Below are 17134 nucleotides of genomic sequence, written 5' to 3' on the forward strand. Positions count from 1 at the left end.
ATGCACGCCCCCGCGCCCAGCACCGACAGCAACACCCCGGTGATCCCGCCCCCCGGCAGCCCCGGCGGCGACCCCAATGTGAGGCCGAAATAGCGGCTTGTTACGCCCTCAATTTCCGTCGTGCCCGGGCTTGTCCCTGAAATCCACGTTCTTTGAGGTGCAAGGAAAGGCGTGGATGGCCGGGCCTTCGCCTCGCCGAAGCGGCTTCGGCCGCGCAGGCGGGACAAGCCCGGCCATGACGAACTGATTGAAAAGAGGCCGCATTCATTGTCCCGCCGCAGCCTTGGCGAAGGCGGAAAAAGGCGGACCACTTTGCTTGACTTACCCCCGCCCCCTTCCTTATATGCCGCGCGTTCGCGAGATCGGCCTCAAATCGCCGCCGCGATCCCTGTGGCGGGGTAGCTCAGCTGGTTAGAGCACGGGAATCATAATCCTGGGGTCGGGGGTTCGAGTCCCTCCCCCGCTACCAACGATCCCCCCGACATAGCCATGCTCGGAAACAGGCCCGGATTGCCGCACAGTGCGTCGAGGCGTCCCTTGATGTCGATCCGCACACTCCGGTCATCCTCGGCGCTGGCCTTGGTTCCGGCCCCGCCCGGTCGGCTCGGGCTGGCATGCACGACGATTGCCGTCACCAACTCGCGGATGGTCGCAAACTCGGTCGGTGCGCCGCGCCTCAAATGATCCGCTAATTCCATCACGGCACGCTTATAGCGGTCGAGCGCCTTGGGGTGCAGGGCGATCACGTTGTCGGCTTCCTTCGCACTTTCCAGGCCAGCCGTGACCTTGGCCTTCTCGGTCTCAAGCTCCTGCATCCGGGTGACGAACTGTTCCGGCGGCATGCCCGTGATGACGATCGAGTCAACGATTCGCTTCATCTCGCGCGCGATCTCGCCGAGCCGCCGTTCCAGCCGCGCGCGTTCGGTGGTCGCCTCTTTCTTGAGACGCTTGCGCTCGACGTTATAGGCGTCGACAAACTCAGCAATCACCTCGGGATGCGCGAGGTGCTGACGCAATCCCTTGATGGCGAGCGCTTCAACGTCGTCGAGATAAATACGTCGGCTGTTATTGCACGATCCGCTTTCGCGGTGAGCTGAGCACTGTAAGCGCAAGCCCTTCCGGTCGCTGCCGACCGAGGACATGCCACCGCCGCACGAACCGCATCTGATCAATCCGGAGAACACTCGCTTCGGTGCGCGCGCCTTTTGGGCCGTTGCTGGCGTCGCATCGCGGCGGCGCTCGACCTTAATGACCTGTGCCGCCTTGAAGGTAGCGTCGTCGATGATGCGCAAGTGCGGCGCCTCGACGATCCTGTATTGCTCTTTCGGATTGGGACGCGACAGGCGCTTGCCCGTCGTCGGGTCCTTCACCATTCTGACCTTGTTCCAAACAATGCAACCGGCATACAGATCGTTCAGGATCATGCCGCCGCCGCGCGCAACGTGACCGTTGATGGTCGAGCCATTCCACAGCCGGCCGCGAGGAGGGCGCACCCCACGCTTGTTGAGGTCGTGCGCGATTTGGCGCGGCGTCTTGCCGGCGATGTAATCCGCGAAAATTTGGCGAACGATCTCGGCCTCTTCCTCAACGATCTCTAACTCACCCGGCTTGTCCTTGACCGCTCGGTAGCCATACGCGCGTCCGCCAGCGTGCCGACCATCGCGCAAGACGCCCTCAAGCCCGCGCCGGGTATGCACTCGCAGGTTCTCGATAAACTGCTCGCTCATGAGCGCGCGCAACGCACCATCGATCGTGCCTATCTTGCCGGTCGCGGTGTGCATGGTGATGCCAAGGAAGTCGAGCCGCTTGCGGGCGTTATGATAGTCAGCCTGATCGCGGAAGATGCGATCCATATCCTCGGCAACAATGACATCAACCAATCTGGTCTCTGCCGCCTGCATCAGCGCCTGGAAGCCAGGACGGTTGATGGCGGCAGAGCCGGACATCGCGCGGTCCTCAAAGGTCGAGATCACCGCCATGCCCTCGCGCGCGCAGAGATCGCGACAAAGGGCGATCTGATCGTCAATCGAACGATCCTTCTGACGGTCGGACGAGAAGCGGGCGTAGATTGCAGCGCGGATCATTGGTTCTCGCTCGTCGCAGGGTGGGTTGCTTGGCGGGCCGCGATCTCGGCCTCATGATCCTCGCGAGCGAGCCGCTTGGCAAGCTCTCTCACGTAGCGGAGAACGGCCTCGTCGGGCTGACGCGATGGTATTATAGGATTCTTGGCCTCATCAGACGCAACCGCGGCCGACGCCCGCAATGGGCGCTCCGGCGTCAACGGCTCGTAGTGACGGTGTTTGTTCACCTGGAAGTCCCAAGCCAACCACACTTTGCGCGTTGGCCGATTGATGAGAGCGACGCACGCGCGACGATGCCTACACTCCATAGGGGCGGACTTCCGGTCCGCACAAGATCACTCAGATGTCCAGCGATGTCGTGCCACGTCGCGCAAGGACGTTTAGTGTCGCGTTGATGGCGGCGCGTCCGCGTAAAATTGCGTGGCGCTATCCACCACCAAAACGCTGGTTATCAACCAGGAACAGCGATCGACTTGTCCATAGGCAGGCAAATCAGTTTATTTACGTCAGCTCCATCGACGCGCGCAGTCCATTGCAGACGCGCCTAGACCAGAACAGGAGCTGACATGCGCAATCCGAAACTGTTGCCGTTCACCGACCTCCGCGACCGCGGCGTTCTGCTTGGTCGGCGACAGATCGATCGTCTCGAAGCTGAGGGCAAGTTCCCGAAACGTGTCCCGATCGCCGCCAACCGCGTGGCTTGGGTCGCCAGGGAGATTGAAGATTGGGTCGATGCGGCCATTGCGCGGCGCTCGCATGAGAACGCGACCGTGACCGAGCGCGCGGCGTAGGCGCAGAAAAAGCGGCCCGCCACAGGCCGCCCTTCCATCATCTTCTCAAGGAATTGCTTGAATGTCTCTCGCTGATACCAGCGCACCAACGTGCGCGCAAGGCAGTAGTGCCAAGCAGCCGCCGCTTGGAGCTGTCGACTTCATCAAGACGCTCTTCGATCATACCACGGAGCCGGCGTACTTCTGCTCGTTCACCAATGAGCGCGGCGAAGGCGGCGAGCGTCACGTCGCCACGCGCAACTTCGGCCACGTCGCCTCGTTCATGCAGAAGTGGGACAAGCCCGGCCGCGGCATGTTCGTCGCGATGTCGACCATCAAGGCCGGCGCCAAGCGCAACAAGGAGAATTGCGTCGAGACGCCCGCGCTGTGGACCGACCAGGACTTCGGCAAGATTTACGACTGCCCGACCGATCCCGTCGAGGCGCGCGGCTTTGTCCTGAAGCACATCGCACGGCTGAAGTACCAGCCGAGCATCATCGTGTTTTCGGGCGGCGGCGTGCACTGCTATTGGCTCCTGAAGGAGCCGCTGCAGACCCAGGACGAGATGGATCGCATCGAAGCGGTGTTGCGTCAGCTCGCCGACGTGTCGGCCGGCGATCTGCCGGTGTGCGAGGTGGCGCGCGTGCTGCGTCTGCCCGGCACCCACAACACCAAGGACGGTGCCTTCACCGAGGTCGAGATCATCGAGCTGCATCCCGAGCGCCGTTATAACATCGAAGACCTGGAGGAGTGGCTGAGCGAGCAGTCGCCGGTCATGCTGCGCAAGGTCCGCGAATCCGCCGAGCCGGCCGGCGCGCCCGAGGACCCCGACGACTTCTTTGCGCAATACGCCAAGCGCTTCAACCTCAAGCCGCCGATCGATGTGCAGCAGCGCCTCGAAGGCATGATGTTCATGGGTGGCGGCGATAGCTCGGTACATCAGACCCAGCTCCAATGCACCGCGTCGCTGCTCAATGCCGGCGTGCCGAAGAATGAGGTTGTTGCCACCGTGCTCGCCTATACCCAGCGCGCCGCCGGCACTTACGGCACGCGCTGGAATTGGCGGATTGAGGAGCGCAACCTCGTCAAGATGTGCGACGACTGGATCAAGAAACACCCGATCGAGGAAAAGAAGAAGGCCGAGCCGCGCCTCAAGATCGTCGATGGCGGCGTGCAAGTCGTCGGCAAGGTCGAGACCGAGCAGCAGGCGACCGGCACCGCGGGCGCGGCCGACAACATCGTGAAGATGCCGAAGACCACGCCGGCCCCGCCGAAGCCGCAGGAGCTGCATATCGCAGTCGGTAAGGCCGTCATCGCGCATTTCGCCAGCGAGGGCGAGGAGCTGATCAACACCAAGGACGGCAATTGGTTCTACAGCAAGGGCATCTGGGAGCTGCGCAACGAGACCAAATGGCTCGACGTGCGGATCGAGCATATTTTCGAGCGGCTCGGCTACAAGACCGGGACCAAGCTGGTGAACGAGACGCGCAATTGGATTCTGCGTCGGCCTGAGTTGTGGCGCGAGGGTGAATTGCCCTGGGATCAGCATGGCAAAATTCCGACCCGCTCCGGGCTCGTCGATCCCAAGACGGGCGAGCTGGAGCCGGCGCGCCCGGAGCACTTCTGCACGTGGCGCGTCGAGGTCGATTATGATCCGGCCGCGGAATGCCCGTGGTGGGAGACCATGATTGCCGACATGTTCGGCGATCGGAAGGAAGCCGACCAACGCGCCCTGGTCGGCGTGGTGCAGGAGCTGATGGGCGCCGCGCTGATCGATCGCAAGCCGCGCGCGCTGTCGAAGGCGTGCGTGTTCTGGGGCAACGAGAACCGCGCCAAGAGTGGCGTGCTCGATGTCACGAGCGGGCTGTTCGGCGGCAATCCGATCAGCGCCGGCATCGGCACCATCGACAGCACGCATGGCTTGATGCCGTTCCAGCGTCGCGCGCCCTGGGTGCTGCACGAGGCGTTCACCGGCAAGTGGCACATCTCGCAAACGGTCAAGGCCGTCGTGACCGGCGATCCGGTGCAGATCAACATCAAGAACGGCCCCATGATGCAGCAGATCGTGCGCGCGCCGATCTTCTGGGCGACCAATTTCCAGCCGCAGTTCAAGGAGGCGACGCGCGCCATCGTCGACCGCATGATCGTGATCGAGGTGACGCGCAAGTTCGACACCGCCAAGCCGATCGGCGCCGCCGCCGAGGCGATCCGGCGCGGCTTCAACAAGCCCGGCGAGTTCATCGTCGCCACTGAGCTGGCGGGCGTGCTCAATTGGGCGATTGCCGGGCTCAGGAGGGCGCTGGAGCGCGGTTCGATCGCGAGCACGGAAAGCATCGCCGAGACCGCCAGGACGATCCACAACGACAGCAACCTCGTGGCGGGCTTCCTGGACGAGTGTATCGAGTACGACCCGATGGCACGCGTGAAGATTGCCGACTTTTGTCTGGCGCATTCGGCGTGGTTCGTGGAGATGAAAGGCGAAGATCGGCGCCTACCGAGCAACGAGGCGATCAGCAAGGCACTGCAAGCAATCGGCGATGGTCGCATCGGTATGGACAGGAAGGACATGCGCGACGGCAAGAGCCGGTACTATTGTGGTGTCGCGCTCAACGATGCAGGTCTCGACTATCACAAGATCGGTTACCAGAGCCGGCTGTTTGAGGGCAAGGTCGGCAACGCGACCGATCCCGTGAGCGAGGTCAATGGGCTGATCCCGCCGTCCTGGGACAACAAGGAGAGCGTGACCGAGATGCGCGAGCACCACGCGGATCGGGTCACGAATGACCAGAATGATGATGCTGGTGAGGTGTCGGGGCACTGACCAGTGACCCATCGAAGCTCGATGCGTTGCCAAGTGTCATCATCGCGGTCATCGAGACAAGGCTTTGGGTGCATTCGCCTTTTGGGGTGTTGTGACCGTAGTGACCAGTTTTGATCCTATTGGTTGGAGAAATGAAAACACGAAGAAAAGGAAGGCAAAAGGCAGAGAGAAAGGAGGTTTAGAGAAGGATGAAGTTTTTCGTGTCAAGTCAGGTCATCGGTCATGCGGCGGCGTCGCGGTTCTGTCGGGGGCCGCGTTACGCCGAACAGTGGAGGCAGTCCGCACCATGACCGATGACGTTGGATCGGCTCGCAAGCGCGCCCAGCGCGTGCGAAAGCAGCAGCAGCGCCGCGAAAGAATGAGGCGTTACCGCGCCAATGTTCGCGAGCAGGTAAGTATGGTGCTTGTACCCGTCTCGAACAAATGGATCGATGACTTTATCGATGCGCAGCGCCTACTGGCGTCCGAAAGCGAAGACAAAAGAGAGATCGCTACCGCCATCACTGAAATCGTCTCTGAGTATTTGGCATCCGCAAAAAAGAAGCGCTCATCGTAGACGCGTCTACGTCCAAATCAGTGCAAACGTGGTCTTATCGGTCAGGCTCACGATGCACCACGAGAATTGCCTATGACCAAAGGCCCGCGACCGATCCCTGTTCGCGCCGACTATCCCAAGGCTTCCGGCGTACCCTTCATGCGCGCGTGTTTCGCGCTCGCGCAGCGCCATGCCCTCCAGCGCGAGCATGAGGACATCGATCCATTTGTTCCTTGCGATGATCCGGTTGCAAAGGAGATCGTGGCCCGCGCTGTGGCGGCACCTGGATCGACGGCCGGCTCTGGTTGGGCTGCTGAGTTGGCTCAGCAGTCGTTCGGGGCATACCTCCACGATCTCGCGCCGTATTCGGGCGCCGCGCGGTTGATCGCCTTGGCGACGCCGGCAGTTACGACCAATCCGGAGGACACCACGAAATATCCGACGCGGGTCGGCGCCACTGCGCCGGGCTTCGTCGCCGAGAATTCGCCCATGGCGCTCAGCAACTACGCCTTCGATGCCGTCCAGATTGGCCCGGCGAAAAAGATGGGCGTGATCATCCCCTTCACGCGCGAATTGGCGAAGCGGTCGGATGCCGAACGCATCTTCGCACAGATGCTCCGCGAAGACCTGGCCGCGGGCCTCGACAGCGCGCTGTTCTCGACAAGTGCTGCCACGAGCGCCGCACCTGCCGGGCTGCTCTACGGCGTGACCGCCGGCACCGGAGTCCCTGGTGCTGACAGCGCGGCGATGAAGCAGGACTTGATTGACCTCGCCGCCACTGTCGCAGATGGCGGCAGCGGCAACGTCACCTTCGTCATGGCTCCGAAGCGTCTCGCCAAGCTGCGCATCCTCGATCCTGTCCTGGCCGCCTCTCTGGACGTGGCGGCCAGCGCGGCGGTCCCGGCCGATCGCGTCATTGCAGCAGACGCTGCCGCCTTGTTGGTGTCGACAGGCCCGGCGCCGGAGATCGAGGCCGCCAATGCCGCCACGTTGCACATGTCTGACGTGCCGCTCGAAATCGTGAGCGACACCGGTCCGACCACGGCCGATCCCGTTCGCAGTCTGTGGCAAACCGCTTCAACGGCGTTCCGCTTGTTGCACGACCTCGCATTCGCCAAGCGTCGCGCGACTTGCGTCGCCTATACCGACGCTGTGACTTGGTGATGGTGGGAGGGATGCCGGATTATTCCTTCAACGGCGGGCAAGCCAAAACCGAAGCGGATGATCCGGCAGCTCGCCGCGAGCGAGTGCTCGCGACGGCTGCCGACACACTTGAGCGGCTGGAGCAACAGGCTGCGGAGCATCGGCGTTGGCTCAATGACCCGGCTCGGCGCGAGCGTGCGGAGTCGGCTCAGGAATACATCAACGAAACTCGGCGGCGGAATGGTGGTGCATGATGGCGGTCGACCTGGAGCATTTCGCGGCGATGATCGGCGAGGAAGTTGCCCGCGTGCAGAAAGCCGAGCGCGAGCACATCGAGCGTCAGTTCGAGCTGATGCGCCGCGCTCTGCAGATTCAGGCGAACCGCATCGCCGATCTGGAGGCGAGTGTTGCGGCACCTTCTGAGCGTTCTCTGGCGCCGGAGAGGACCGCGATCTTGATCGCGGGGCGTGCTGAATGACGTTGGTTGAATCAGCTCGGCAGTGCCGGGCGAGCGCGGCTGAGCTGCGCGCCGGCATAAGACGGTTCGGTGAAGCTGCCCTGGAGATAGAACAAGCCGTTGCGCTCCTCCGCGATGCCGCCGAGCTGATGAGTGAAGATGAACCAGGGCGGGCCTTAGCGCGAGCGCGCGAGGCGGCGGCTTTGCTGGGCGTGCTCACGATCCATTGACCGGCGACGGGGGGGGCATGGCGGAATCCAACGCCTTGGGGGGCGCTAGATCGGTGGGTAGGTTCAAGGTTAGACGGCGCAGATTCTGAGAAAGGGTCGGGAACGAATGCCCAAGAGACGAGGCGCCCAGCCCGGCAACCAGAACGCCTTGAAGCACGGTCGGTTCAGCGTTCGGCTCCGTGCCGCGCGGTTAGCGGCCGCTCAAGCTGAATGGCGCGAACGAAAGCAGCGCTCAGACGAGTGGCTCAAGACCGTGCCGGAGGTCGATTACGGCCGCATCATTGACGAGCTTCGCGCGCTCCGGCGCGCGAAAGAAGCAAACTGACAAGTTTGCGCCTCCTCGGATGTACGGGAGGTGCGCAGAGCTGGGCGGCTTTGAAAGGGGCCGCCCGGCTCGGAGCGCGCATCGCCCCGGCACCTCGCCAACAACACCCGACTAGGGCCGCATCCGAGAGCCCGCTTTTGGGCCATAACGGACCATGCTCGGGCAGGTCCGGCATGCCTGATAGTGACCCCTAGCGGACTTGCCGGTCTCGATTTTGCTGGCTTCACGTCCGTTTAGACGCGGGCACTGGCCTGTTCCAACCTCTGTGGCCTACTTTGAAAAGCAGCGCCTAGTTTGATGGAACTCCAAAAACCAACGCAAGTTGATAAACATGCAACCATCCGGGGATGGCGTCATGGGTATCGAGCGTATGCACCCGCCTCGCTACTGGCAGATGAGAGCGGAGGAGTTTCGAGCCAAGGCGGACAATTGCGAGTATGCTGAGACAAGAGAAAGTTTGCGTAAAGTCGCTAAGACTTACGATGACTTGGCCCGACGCGCTGAACTAATTCGCACAGTCCAAGATGCAGCGGAGTAGCCATGGACCGTGCAATGGAGCTTCGGCATCTGGAACAGGCCCAGCGTCATATCTCCGAAGGAGAGCGCCGCATTGCGGAGCAGGAGCAGCGGATCGTGCGTCTTGCTCACCGAGGAGCCGACACGACTGAAGCTCAGAAGCTCTTAAACAATTTCTTCGCCGCTCAGTTGCAGCACATTGAGCACCGCGAGCGCATCTTGAAAGAGCTAGAAAAGTAAGGCCGCCTCTTTTGACGGCCTCTATTGTTTCGCCAACGCTGACTTCCGCTCGTGGCCTATCTGCGACCTCGTGTGATGTCCGCTTTCACGCCGCTATTGAGGGCATAGCGACATCGATCAGAGGGGCCGAGGGCGCGTTCGCCCACGGCTCGCGGACCTCTGATCGCCTACCGGAGGGATGCCGCGGAGGCTGGCTTAACGATGAAGGCATCGGCAGGTTTGTCAGATGTCTCATTTTTTGAGATACTTGATCGATACTGGGGCGCTGAACATGAGTTGGCACAATCCCAACCTGTATTTTTTCCTTTGTCTGCTAACAGGTCTCGCGACGTTACTGGCTATCATTTACGAGTTTTGCAGGCGGAGATCGGACCGGTGGAAGAGGGCCAAGCCGCTAGACGGGCTCCTGCGTGATCGTCCGTCGCTAACGCCGCTGAAGAAGTTAAGAAACCGCTTCCGACGCAGGCTTACACCAGGCGAGATTCAGCGGCTCGAAGAGCGCTCACGTTCGCGCCTTTAGCAAATCTTTCGGGCTGTCGCGAAGCTGGCGCGCGGTGACAATCAATCTGACAGTGGGCTGCGTCTGCGAGGTGATGACCAGGCGCTGCCCGGTGTGCGACGAATGGTGGCGACTGCATAGCGACTTGCATGATGAGCTGCAGCTCAAGCCGCACAAGTGGCCCGCTATTCTCAGCCCGGATGAGCCGTCAGACTATCCGCCGGAGAGCGGCGGCGCGACATGGCACCGCGAAGGGCAGCGGCTCTGGCGGGAGCTGGAGCGGAGAGCTGTACGCGCGAATTAACCTAAAGTAGAAGCCCCCAACTTTCCTATCGCACAGAGCCGGTCAGAACTGATAACATATCCCGATTGATTCCGACGCGGGCAGGGAGCGTTGGCCGGTGACATTATTGGCGTTGCGGGATAGCTCGCCGCAAGCAGTATTGCAGCTGCTCGATGAGCTAGAGAAGATTGACGATCCTTTTAGTTCTGAATTCGAACAGCTGGACTTAGGCGACTGGCCGCAGGTTCATGTCTACATACCTCATCCCGAGGTCTCATCGAGCATCACGCCGCCGTTCATGGAGGCGTTTCTTGAGCTACAGAAGCAAATCTACAGATTGGCTGCTCAAGCGTCCGCCGGACTAGCTGATGCCGGGCAGCTGTCTGAAGCGACGAAAGCTGACCTTCAAATCAGCGTGCTCGTCACCGATGGCAGCTCTAATCTCACGGCTAAATTGGAAAGAATCCTCCCGGGACTATTAAAGCAAATGATCGGAAAGCTGAACGGCAAGCAGGCAGCCATCGTTCTCGTATCTGTTGCGGCCCTTGTGGGCGGCAACTGGGCTTTCACGGCATGGCTTGAAGAGCAGAAAGCGATCAAGATTGAGGAGCTGAAGAGCAAAGACCATATCGAAGCATTGAAGGCGCTCAGTCTCGGCTCGTCTGGTCAATTAGAAGCTCTGAAGAAGATTACCAGCGTATTGGAGAAGCAAGGTGAGATTGGCAGCCGTGCGCTGGAGGCCATCGCAGCAACAAACGATGCTTTGCTCAAGGCAGCATCCAAGACTTCGGAAAGTTCGATAAACGATACCCATCTGACGCGGCAGGAAGCCGAATTGCTGCGGACCACGCCTCGAAAGAAACCGGAGTTGCGCATTGCGAAGCAAAGGATGCGCGTCCTCGACATCAACACCAGCGACCCGCACGAGTTAAGCGTGCTCATCAGCAGCCCTGATAAGAAGCAGCAGTATCGGATCAAGTTCGGAGATACTCTGTTCTCAGACCCGTCGAGAAAAGCGATCTTTGAGGCACTCGATAGCCGCGATTCGATTTGGATGGAGCTTGCGTTTCGTGAGATCGATGGCGAAGTTAAATCGGTTCAACTGTTGCAAACGACTAAGCCGCCCGCGCTTGCCGACACTACCGACCGATCTGACGAACAGTGAGTAGAGACCCTCACGGCAAGCCACTCCAGCGCGTCGCCCTAGAGCTGGGCTACATCAGCATCTATTGGGCTTGGCTGGAAGATGCCATCGATTCGCTGATCACCCAGTTGGCACCGCTGGAAGAAGGCCATGCAGCCAACGCGATCATGGGCAGCACCGATATTCGGCAGAAGGTGCAGATGCTGAAGGCGCTTGCTTTCATCCGCAGGGGCAAATCCGATGGCTGGTACGAAGCCGTCATTGCCAATCTCAACGTGATCGACAACGACCTTCGCGGTCGTAGGAATGCGTTCGTTCACGCGCCGTGGTTTGTCCCAAAGGGGAAGCTGGTGCGGCACAAAAAGTCCACCAAGATCGCCAAGGCTCAGGCGTTCCAACCGCCGGTTCTCACGACGCTAGAGATAACCCCGGTGAAAATCGCCGAAGCGAGAAAGCTGAAACAGGATATGCTGAAGGCGCTGCAGAACGTGGCCCACCAGCTCGCCTTCGCAATGGAAATCAACTGGTACACAGAGCGCGGAATTTCCTTCGAGGAATGCGTTCGCGTGCAAAGATCACTTTTGCGTACGGCAGCCAAACAGAGAGCGGCGCAACGCCAGCGCGCAGCGTCTTCGGCGTGAGGGCGTGGAACCGGCTGCAAGAGGCGCGGGACGGACGCAAGCGCACGTTCCTGCTTACCTCAACGCGGTAGATCGAACCTCATTCTCCCACAAGGGGAGAAGGTTGCTTGGAGCGGAGCTAGGCCACAGACACCATAAACTCAGCAGAAAACTGTCGGGGGGGACGTAGGTAGCGCTCCCCCGCTACCAAGTACGCTTAAGCATTTATTGCTAGCGAGTCGCGTTGAGAGCCGGCCGATTTTTCTTTAGGGCGTAGCAGGCAAGCGAAACGCCGCTAGCCGATCATGTAGCTCCTTCGACTTGGCTTTAACCCCCGCAATCTCGGTTGCCAGAAGTTTCGCTAAGGGAGTTTCGGCGCTCCGCGATGACGCGTTGAGGTTTTCGATAATGAACTCTACGGCCTCTAGTGTGTCATCGAAGCGTTTGTGAAGCACCGGTTCGTGGTGAGCAAGTCTGTTTCGTGATTGATAGACGTTTTCAAGGTGCGTAGCGACTGATGCTCTGGAGATTCGCTTATTCGGAAAAGTTGCTTTCAAGGTAGGCCGCCAAAGAGAATGCTCATATTCAGGCCCAAAAAGGCGCTTCCAAAAGTGTAAAGTAAGCTCAGCAACTACCTTACCGGTGGTTACATGCATTTGTTGCCGTCGGGCCTTGGCGCGACCAAGATGGGAAAGATTTGCAGGCCGACCTCTTGGGAATGCAGCGGCATCTAGCGCAGCTTTATCCGCTTGGGATAGTTTGGAATATTCAGCACGGCGGGCACTATCTAATGCGCGGGACACACTTTTTTCCTCGGTATCACGCCAAGTGAAAGGAGCTGGAGGAGCCACAAGCCATGCAGGGCTTCCAAAATGGCGCGCGAGATTGTCGCAAACGGTGTTTCGTAATGCAATTTCGATGGTGGCCGTGACGCACATCAAGGAGGCTCCAAGCCTGAGCGTTTCTTGATGCAATTCAACGGCGAGGTCGGTTGAGCCAGTGAGGTTATTCAACGCGGCGAGCCGTTCCGGCGACAAATGAACCGCAAGGGCTGCAATCTCTTCAGCGGAAAATGACATTGACTTTGTGTGCTGCAATGGTTATGTTCTGTTCCGAAAAGTCGAGATCAGATTGGCAGTTATCCTTCGGGGTGGACGAATCCTCGACTTCCCAAATAGAAGCGCCCTTCTTCGGAAGGGCGCTTTTTTGTTGACGTCCAAGCACCTTAGCGGCGGTTGGTTCCCTATGCAACCCCTGCTAAGTGCCGGTGATAAACCAGACTTTTTGGTTGAGAGTGCTTTGCGGGCATCCTGAAGAGTTGCTATCGATCCTTGATAATTTCCTGATGGCCAAGGTCGGGTCACAGCCAGCCTTCGCTAGGTCGAGGAATTCAAGAACCCGATCCTCACTTCTCCGCCTTCGATCAACGCGACATATGATTTGGTAACGGCCCAGCCGCTTTGCGAGCTCTGCCTGTGTAAGTCCCGCCGCCTTCAGTTGATCCCGAATGTCCACATGACGGAAAGCAGGGCCGTGTTTCCTGCTTACTGTTGCGCCGACGTTTCTTTCCAAAGCTCCATGCTTTGCGCTTGGCCCGGAATAGCTAGTGCGAGTAACTTGAGGACATTATGCTTAGGAAGCTGCTGTACTAAGAATTTCAGTACCTCAACGTCAGTCTGGCCTTTGGTGATGGGATATAGTTCTCGACCGACCCTAGTCAGAACGAGACACGGTATATTGGCGGAGAATGGCTTCCGAGCATACAGCACCAAGTGAACCGGCCGAAACTGTAGGAAGGCCAAGTTGTCCTCTTTGATTGTGACAAGGTGTTCGTCTGCAATTCTGTTCGACAAATTGCCGGCAGTGCCGCTGACAAGCCCCGCCTCCTCCAATCGCAGTAGTTCACCAAACTCAAGTCCTTCCCTTGGTGGAAACGGAATCAGTTGGCCATTCATTACTCTTGCTGACCACTTCTCAAACAAGGAGGCGGTCGGTTCGTCCAGTTCCGAAATGAATCGAAGTGTTTGGAGTGAGAAGGAGTTTGCAGTCCGCAATTGGCCCGCGAGAACCTTGGCCCACAGATCTTGCATCCGGTCTGAGGAGGCTTCCTGAGCGTGACGGGCGTACATGTTGAGCCAGTCGTCGTCGAGTGTTGAAGTTTGTGCTTCCGGTGTTTCCTTTAGATGCTCAATTGCTTTTAGGGCGATTGTTTCTCGGTTGTGTTGATGTCGGATTTCTTTTGCAATGAAGGCATCGGCTGCTCGCTGCACTAGGGCGGGATCGTTCTTGACCAACTCGGCCGCGGCTCCAGCAAGTGTCTTGGAGACGAGCGCTTGCCCTTCAGTCTTGTTGCGAATCGCTTTTGCTTTTTGTTCGAGCCATGCAGCGGGAATATCGGCCCCACCTGCGATGAGCCGCGATATGGCTTCACCTGCTGGACCGGCTATAACCTTCGGAAGGTTTACGGCGCCGATAACTTCCTTGATCTTATCCAGGACCCCGGAGCCGCCTGCCGGATCAACAGACTCCAATTCGTTCGCCATGGCGTGAACCTTTGTGGATAACGAAGATTGCGCAAGTGCTACGTGTGGTGCAATGGGTTGTATGACAAAGCGTGAGTTAGCAACAGTCAAGGTCCGTGTTTATCCATCCATTAGTAAGCGGCTGAAGCTCGAGGCTGAAAAGAAAGGAGTAACGAGCCAGCTATAATCGACCAGCGGTTGATTGGCAGCAGCGGAGTCCTACTCCAATGAAAGGCAAGACCTTGGCTGACGTGCTTACTGCGTCGGTTCGGGGGGGTATCTTGTCTCGTCGGGCAAAAAACGCCGCCGCCAGCCCGTCAACCCCCTCCCCACAAAAAGATTCCTCTTTACCGAATTTCGGAAACCTCGTACACCCCGCCCATCCCGGCTCATCCTGAGGGGCGATCGCGTCGTCGTCTTGATCGCGAGCCGGGCTTGCGGTGGACGCGGCAGCCTCGGGCGCGAGATGGTGCGGGCAGGGAGGGTAGTCCCCGGTGAGCTCGCGGCCGCGCGCGGACGAACGGCGCTGCTAGGTTTCGTCTCGTCTTGCAAGTTTCCGGCGCTGTCGACGGCATCGGGAATACTGCGGGCGAAATGGCGGGCCGTGCGTACGGCAAAACCGTGTGGTCCTGGCCGTCGTTGCTACGGTCAAGTTCTTGCGGAGGCGGCATTCGCGTCAACCGGCGCGGGTGCCGGTGAATTCCGTGAGCGCGAGGGAGGCCAGAAGGAACTCGGCTCCCGGGAGAGCACGGCATAAGCCGTCCGACCATCGCGCAGGGAAGGCCGAGTGATCGGCACCACCTGTATGCTGCTGTGCGGTTTTCTGCGTGTGCATTTTGCGCAGCAGACCGCGGGTGCGATGTCAGCACCCGGCCTTCCCTGTGCCCTCTTGGCTTTGAGAGGGTGGAGTGACCAGGCAAAGCTCGGGCGACATGCGCCGCGAGAATGCGGAGCTGCGTCCCGCATTTGGAATCGAGGCTGAGTGGCGAATGGCACGTGTGGCTGGGGTGACCGCGGCGCGGCGCCGCATCTGCGTGATGTTGATGCCCCGCTCCGAGCTTTGGCAACCGACGGTTCTGTGATCACCATCACAGGCACGGCCGCCTTTCCTGTCTATACTGCGGCTCGGAGGCAGGGTGGCGACCATGCGGAATCGGATTGCACTGGTTTTCAGTTTCTTTTTCTTCACGTCTCTGGCAGCCGCTGATCGTGCGGCCGCAGACGATCGGACAATCTGCGCGCAGCGCGGCCATGACGACCGCATCGCCGCGTGCTCGCGGCTGATCGCAAAGAGCGGCGGGCGCGACGCCGTGGCGTTCGACAATCGCGGTGCCGAATATGGCGACAAGGGCGACTACGATCGCGCCATCTCCGATTTCAGCGAGGCCATCCGCATCGATCCGAAATACGCGCTTGCCTGGCAGCATCGTGGCGCCGTCCTGCTTCGCCGGAACGAGGTGGATCGGGCTATCGCCGACCTGACCCAGTCGATCCGGCTCGATGCAAACAATCTGAACGCCTTGAACGACCGCGGCATGGCCTATGCCGCTGCAGGTGATTCCGAGCGCGCGCTTTCGGATTACAACGCAGCGATCCGCATCAATCCGAGGTTCAAGTTCGCCTACTTCAATCGAGGGCGGCTCTATGCCGGCAAGGGCGACCACACCCGGGCGATCGCCGAATACTCCGAGGTCATTCGCATTGACCCGACCTACGGTTATGCGTTCAACAATCGCGGACTGTCCTATCGGGACACCGGCCAGTCCGAGCGTGCCGTGGCCGATTTCAGCGAGGCGATCCGGCTTTTGCCGAGGACGACGCTGGCCTACAACAACCGCGGCGACATCTATCTCCTTCAGGGCAGGTACGATCAAGCCCTCGCCGATTTCAATGAGTCGCTGCGCAATGATCCGCAACATCAGAGCGCGCTGGTAAACCGCGGAATGGTGTTCGAGAAGCTGGGCGAGGTCGCAAAGGCCCGCGCCGACTTCAACGCAGCTCTGGCTGCGCCGCAAAAGTACGACAGCGCGAAATGGGCGATGGACAAGGCGCGCGAACGCCTCGCCGCGCTGGACGATACGTCCATCAAGACCGTTCCCGCCACCACCACGTCGGTCATCGCGCTGCCGGGACCTTCAAGTCGAAATGACAGGCGCATCGCGCTCGTGGTCGGAAACTCCGCTTATGAGAATGTCGCAGCGCTCGCCAATCCGGCGCGCGATGCGACGCTCGTCGCCGAAACGCTCAAGCTCACCGGATTCGATTCCGTCACGCTGCTGACCGATCTGCGCAAGGATGCGTTGACCGCGGCGCTGCGCGACTTTGCAAGGCGGGCGGAAATCGCCGACTGGGCGATGGTGTATTACGCCGGTCACGGCATGGAGGTCGGCGGCGTCAACTACCTGATTCCGATCGACGCGAAGATCGTATCCGACCGCGACGTCAGCTTCGAAGCCGTGGCGCTGGATCAGGTGTTGAACGCGGCGGAACGCGCCAAGCGGCTGCGCCTCATCGTCCTCGATGCCTGCCGCGACAATCCCTTCGCCAACCGGATGAAGCGCACCATGACGCTGGCGTCGCGTTCGGTGTCGCGCGGCCTTGCGGCGATCGAGCCCGAGGCGGGCACGCTGGTGGTGTATGCCGCCAAGGACGGAGAGATGGCGCTCGACGGAGCGGGCAGGAACAGCCCGTTCGCCACGGCGTTCGTCAACAACATGCGCAAGCCCGGTCTCGAGGTGCGTCGGCTGTTCGACGTCGTGCGTGACGACGTCATGGAGGCGACCAATCGTGCACAAAAACCGTTCAGCTACGGATCGGTCTCGGGCCGGCAGGATTTTTACTTCGTTGCCGGGAAATGAGACGCAAGGCTTTGGCTGTCGCGCCGGCCAAAATTCACGGTATTGAGCCGAATTTCGGAATATCGTACACCCCGCCCATCCGGGCTCATC

General features: G+C 60.1%; 14 protein-coding genes and 1 tRNA gene. 12 read left to right on the plus strand and 3 right to left on the minus strand.

Annotated elements, in window-relative coordinates; all coding sequences use genetic code 11:
• The first annotated feature begins 392 nt into the window (after positions 1–392).
• A tRNA-Met gene (locus I6F33_RS09030) sits at positions 393–469 on the plus strand.
• On the opposite strand, the gene I6F33_RS09035 is transcribed toward I6F33_RS09030, so the two are convergent.
• A complete protein-coding gene (locus I6F33_RS09035) occupies positions 426–2084 on the minus strand; it encodes a recombinase family protein (RefSeq protein ID WP_225142478.1) in 1659 nt (552 codons plus the stop codon). The two genes, I6F33_RS09030 and I6F33_RS09035, sit on opposite strands and share 44 nt — an antisense overlap.
• 563 nt (positions 2085–2647) lie before the next feature.
• On the opposite strand from I6F33_RS09035, the gene I6F33_RS09040 reads away from it, so the two are divergent.
• The 10 genes from I6F33_RS09040 (at position 2648) to I6F33_RS09085 (ending at position 11685) form a co-directional block, all read left to right on the plus strand.
• A complete protein-coding gene (locus I6F33_RS09040; RefSeq protein ID WP_225142066.1) occupies positions 2648–2872 on the plus strand; it encodes an AlpA family transcriptional regulator in 225 nt (74 codons plus the stop codon).
• Between the two features lie 61 nt (positions 2873–2933).
• On the plus strand, positions 2934–5672 hold the full coding sequence (locus I6F33_RS09045) for a hypothetical protein (protein ID WP_225142068.1): 2739 nt from the start codon (positions 2934–2936) through the stop codon (positions 5670–5672).
• Between the two features lie 64 nt (positions 5673–5736).
• The gene (locus I6F33_RS09050; protein WP_225142070.1) at positions 5737–6228 is read left to right on the plus strand and encodes a hypothetical protein; all 492 of its coding nucleotides are present in this window, start codon (positions 5737–5739) and stop codon (positions 6226–6228) included.
• 138 nt (positions 6229–6366) lie between these two features.
• Positions 6367–7371, plus strand: a complete 1005-nt coding sequence (locus I6F33_RS09055; RefSeq protein WP_225142480.1) for a phage major capsid protein — start codon at positions 6367–6369, stop codon at positions 7369–7371.
• Positions 7372–7382: 11 nt separating this feature from the next.
• The gene (locus tag I6F33_RS09060) at positions 7383–7604 is read left to right on the plus strand and encodes a hypothetical protein (protein ID WP_225142072.1); all 222 of its coding nucleotides are present in this window, start codon (positions 7383–7385) and stop codon (positions 7602–7604) included.
• A complete protein-coding gene (locus tag I6F33_RS09065) occupies positions 7601–7828 on the plus strand; it encodes a hypothetical protein (protein WP_225142074.1) in 228 nt (75 codons plus the stop codon). The genes I6F33_RS09060 and I6F33_RS09065 overlap by 4 nt, the downstream gene beginning before the upstream one ends.
• Complete coding sequence (locus tag I6F33_RS09070; protein ID WP_225142077.1) at positions 7825–8037, plus strand: hypothetical protein; 213 nt, start codon at positions 7825–7827, stop codon at positions 8035–8037. The genes I6F33_RS09065 and I6F33_RS09070 overlap by 4 nt, the downstream gene beginning before the upstream one ends.
• An 865-nt stretch (positions 8038–8902) precedes the next feature.
• A complete protein-coding gene (locus I6F33_RS09075; protein WP_225142079.1) occupies positions 8903–9118 on the plus strand; it encodes a hypothetical protein in 216 nt (71 codons plus the stop codon).
• Between the two features lie 900 nt (positions 9119–10018).
• The gene (locus tag I6F33_RS09080) at positions 10019–11065 is read left to right on the plus strand and encodes a hypothetical protein (protein WP_225142089.1); all 1047 of its coding nucleotides are present in this window, start codon (positions 10019–10021) and stop codon (positions 11063–11065) included.
• Positions 11062–11685, plus strand: coding sequence for a hypothetical protein (locus tag I6F33_RS09085; RefSeq protein WP_225142091.1), 624 nt, complete (start codon positions 11062–11064; stop codon positions 11683–11685). The genes I6F33_RS09080 and I6F33_RS09085 overlap by 4 nt, the downstream gene beginning before the upstream one ends.
• Before the next feature lie 245 nt (positions 11686–11930).
• Here the strand turns inward: I6F33_RS09085 and I6F33_RS09090 are convergent, their stop codons facing one another.
• Together I6F33_RS09090 and I6F33_RS09095 are read right to left on the minus strand one after the other, a co-directional pair.
• On the minus strand, positions 11931–12761 hold the full coding sequence (locus I6F33_RS09090; RefSeq protein ID WP_225142093.1) for a hypothetical protein: 831 nt from the start codon (positions 12759–12761) through the stop codon (positions 11931–11933).
• Between the two features lie 447 nt (positions 12762–13208).
• Positions 13209–14207 carry a DUF2806 domain-containing protein gene (locus I6F33_RS09095; RefSeq protein ID WP_225142094.1) on the minus strand — a complete coding sequence of 333 codons (999 nt, stop codon included), beginning with the start codon at positions 14205–14207 and terminating at the stop codon, positions 13209–13211.
• 1124 nt (positions 14208–15331) lie between these two features.
• Between I6F33_RS09095 and I6F33_RS09100 the strand changes: the two genes are divergently transcribed.
• Positions 15332–17044: a tetratricopeptide repeat protein gene (locus I6F33_RS09100; protein WP_225142098.1), complete on the plus strand. Its 1713-nt coding sequence runs from the start codon at positions 15332–15334 to the stop codon at positions 17042–17044.
• The last annotated feature ends 90 nt before the right edge of the window (positions 17045–17134 follow it).

The sequence above is a fragment of the Bradyrhizobium sp. BRP20 genome (assembly GCF_020194215.1).
Taxonomy (GTDB): domain Bacteria; phylum Pseudomonadota; class Alphaproteobacteria; order Rhizobiales; family Xanthobacteraceae; genus Bradyrhizobium; species Bradyrhizobium yuanmingense.

What these genes read in the sequence shown, in the direction of transcription:
- I6F33_RS09065 (WP_225142074.1), top strand. Translation starts at nt 7,601, where the DNA reads ATGATGGCGGTCGACCTGGAGCATTTCGCGGCGATGATCGGCGAGGAA.
- I6F33_RS09035 (WP_225142478.1), bottom strand. Translation starts at nt 2,084, where the DNA reads ATGATCCGCGCTGCAATCTACGCCCGCTTCTCGTCCGACCGTCAGAAG.
- I6F33_RS09095 (WP_225142094.1), bottom strand. Translation starts at nt 14,207, where the DNA reads ATGGCGAACGAATTGGAGTCTGTTGATCCGGCAGGCGGCTCCGGGGTC.
- I6F33_RS09060 (WP_225142072.1), top strand. Translation starts at nt 7,383, where the DNA reads ATGCCGGATTATTCCTTCAACGGCGGGCAAGCCAAAACCGAAGCGGAT.
- I6F33_RS09040 (WP_225142066.1), top strand. Translation starts at nt 2,648, where the DNA reads ATGCGCAATCCGAAACTGTTGCCGTTCACCGACCTCCGCGACCGCGGC.
- I6F33_RS09100 (WP_225142098.1), top strand. Translation starts at nt 15,332, where the DNA reads ATGCGGAATCGGATTGCACTGGTTTTCAGTTTCTTTTTCTTCACGTCT.
- I6F33_RS09045 (WP_225142068.1), top strand. Translation starts at nt 2,934, where the DNA reads ATGTCTCTCGCTGATACCAGCGCACCAACGTGCGCGCAAGGCAGTAGT.
- I6F33_RS09070 (WP_225142077.1), top strand. Translation starts at nt 7,825, where the DNA reads ATGACGTTGGTTGAATCAGCTCGGCAGTGCCGGGCGAGCGCGGCTGAG.
- I6F33_RS09075 (WP_225142079.1), top strand. Translation starts at nt 8,903, where the DNA reads ATGGACCGTGCAATGGAGCTTCGGCATCTGGAACAGGCCCAGCGTCAT.
- I6F33_RS09055 (WP_225142480.1), top strand. Translation starts at nt 6,367, where the DNA reads ATGCGCGCGTGTTTCGCGCTCGCGCAGCGCCATGCCCTCCAGCGCGAG.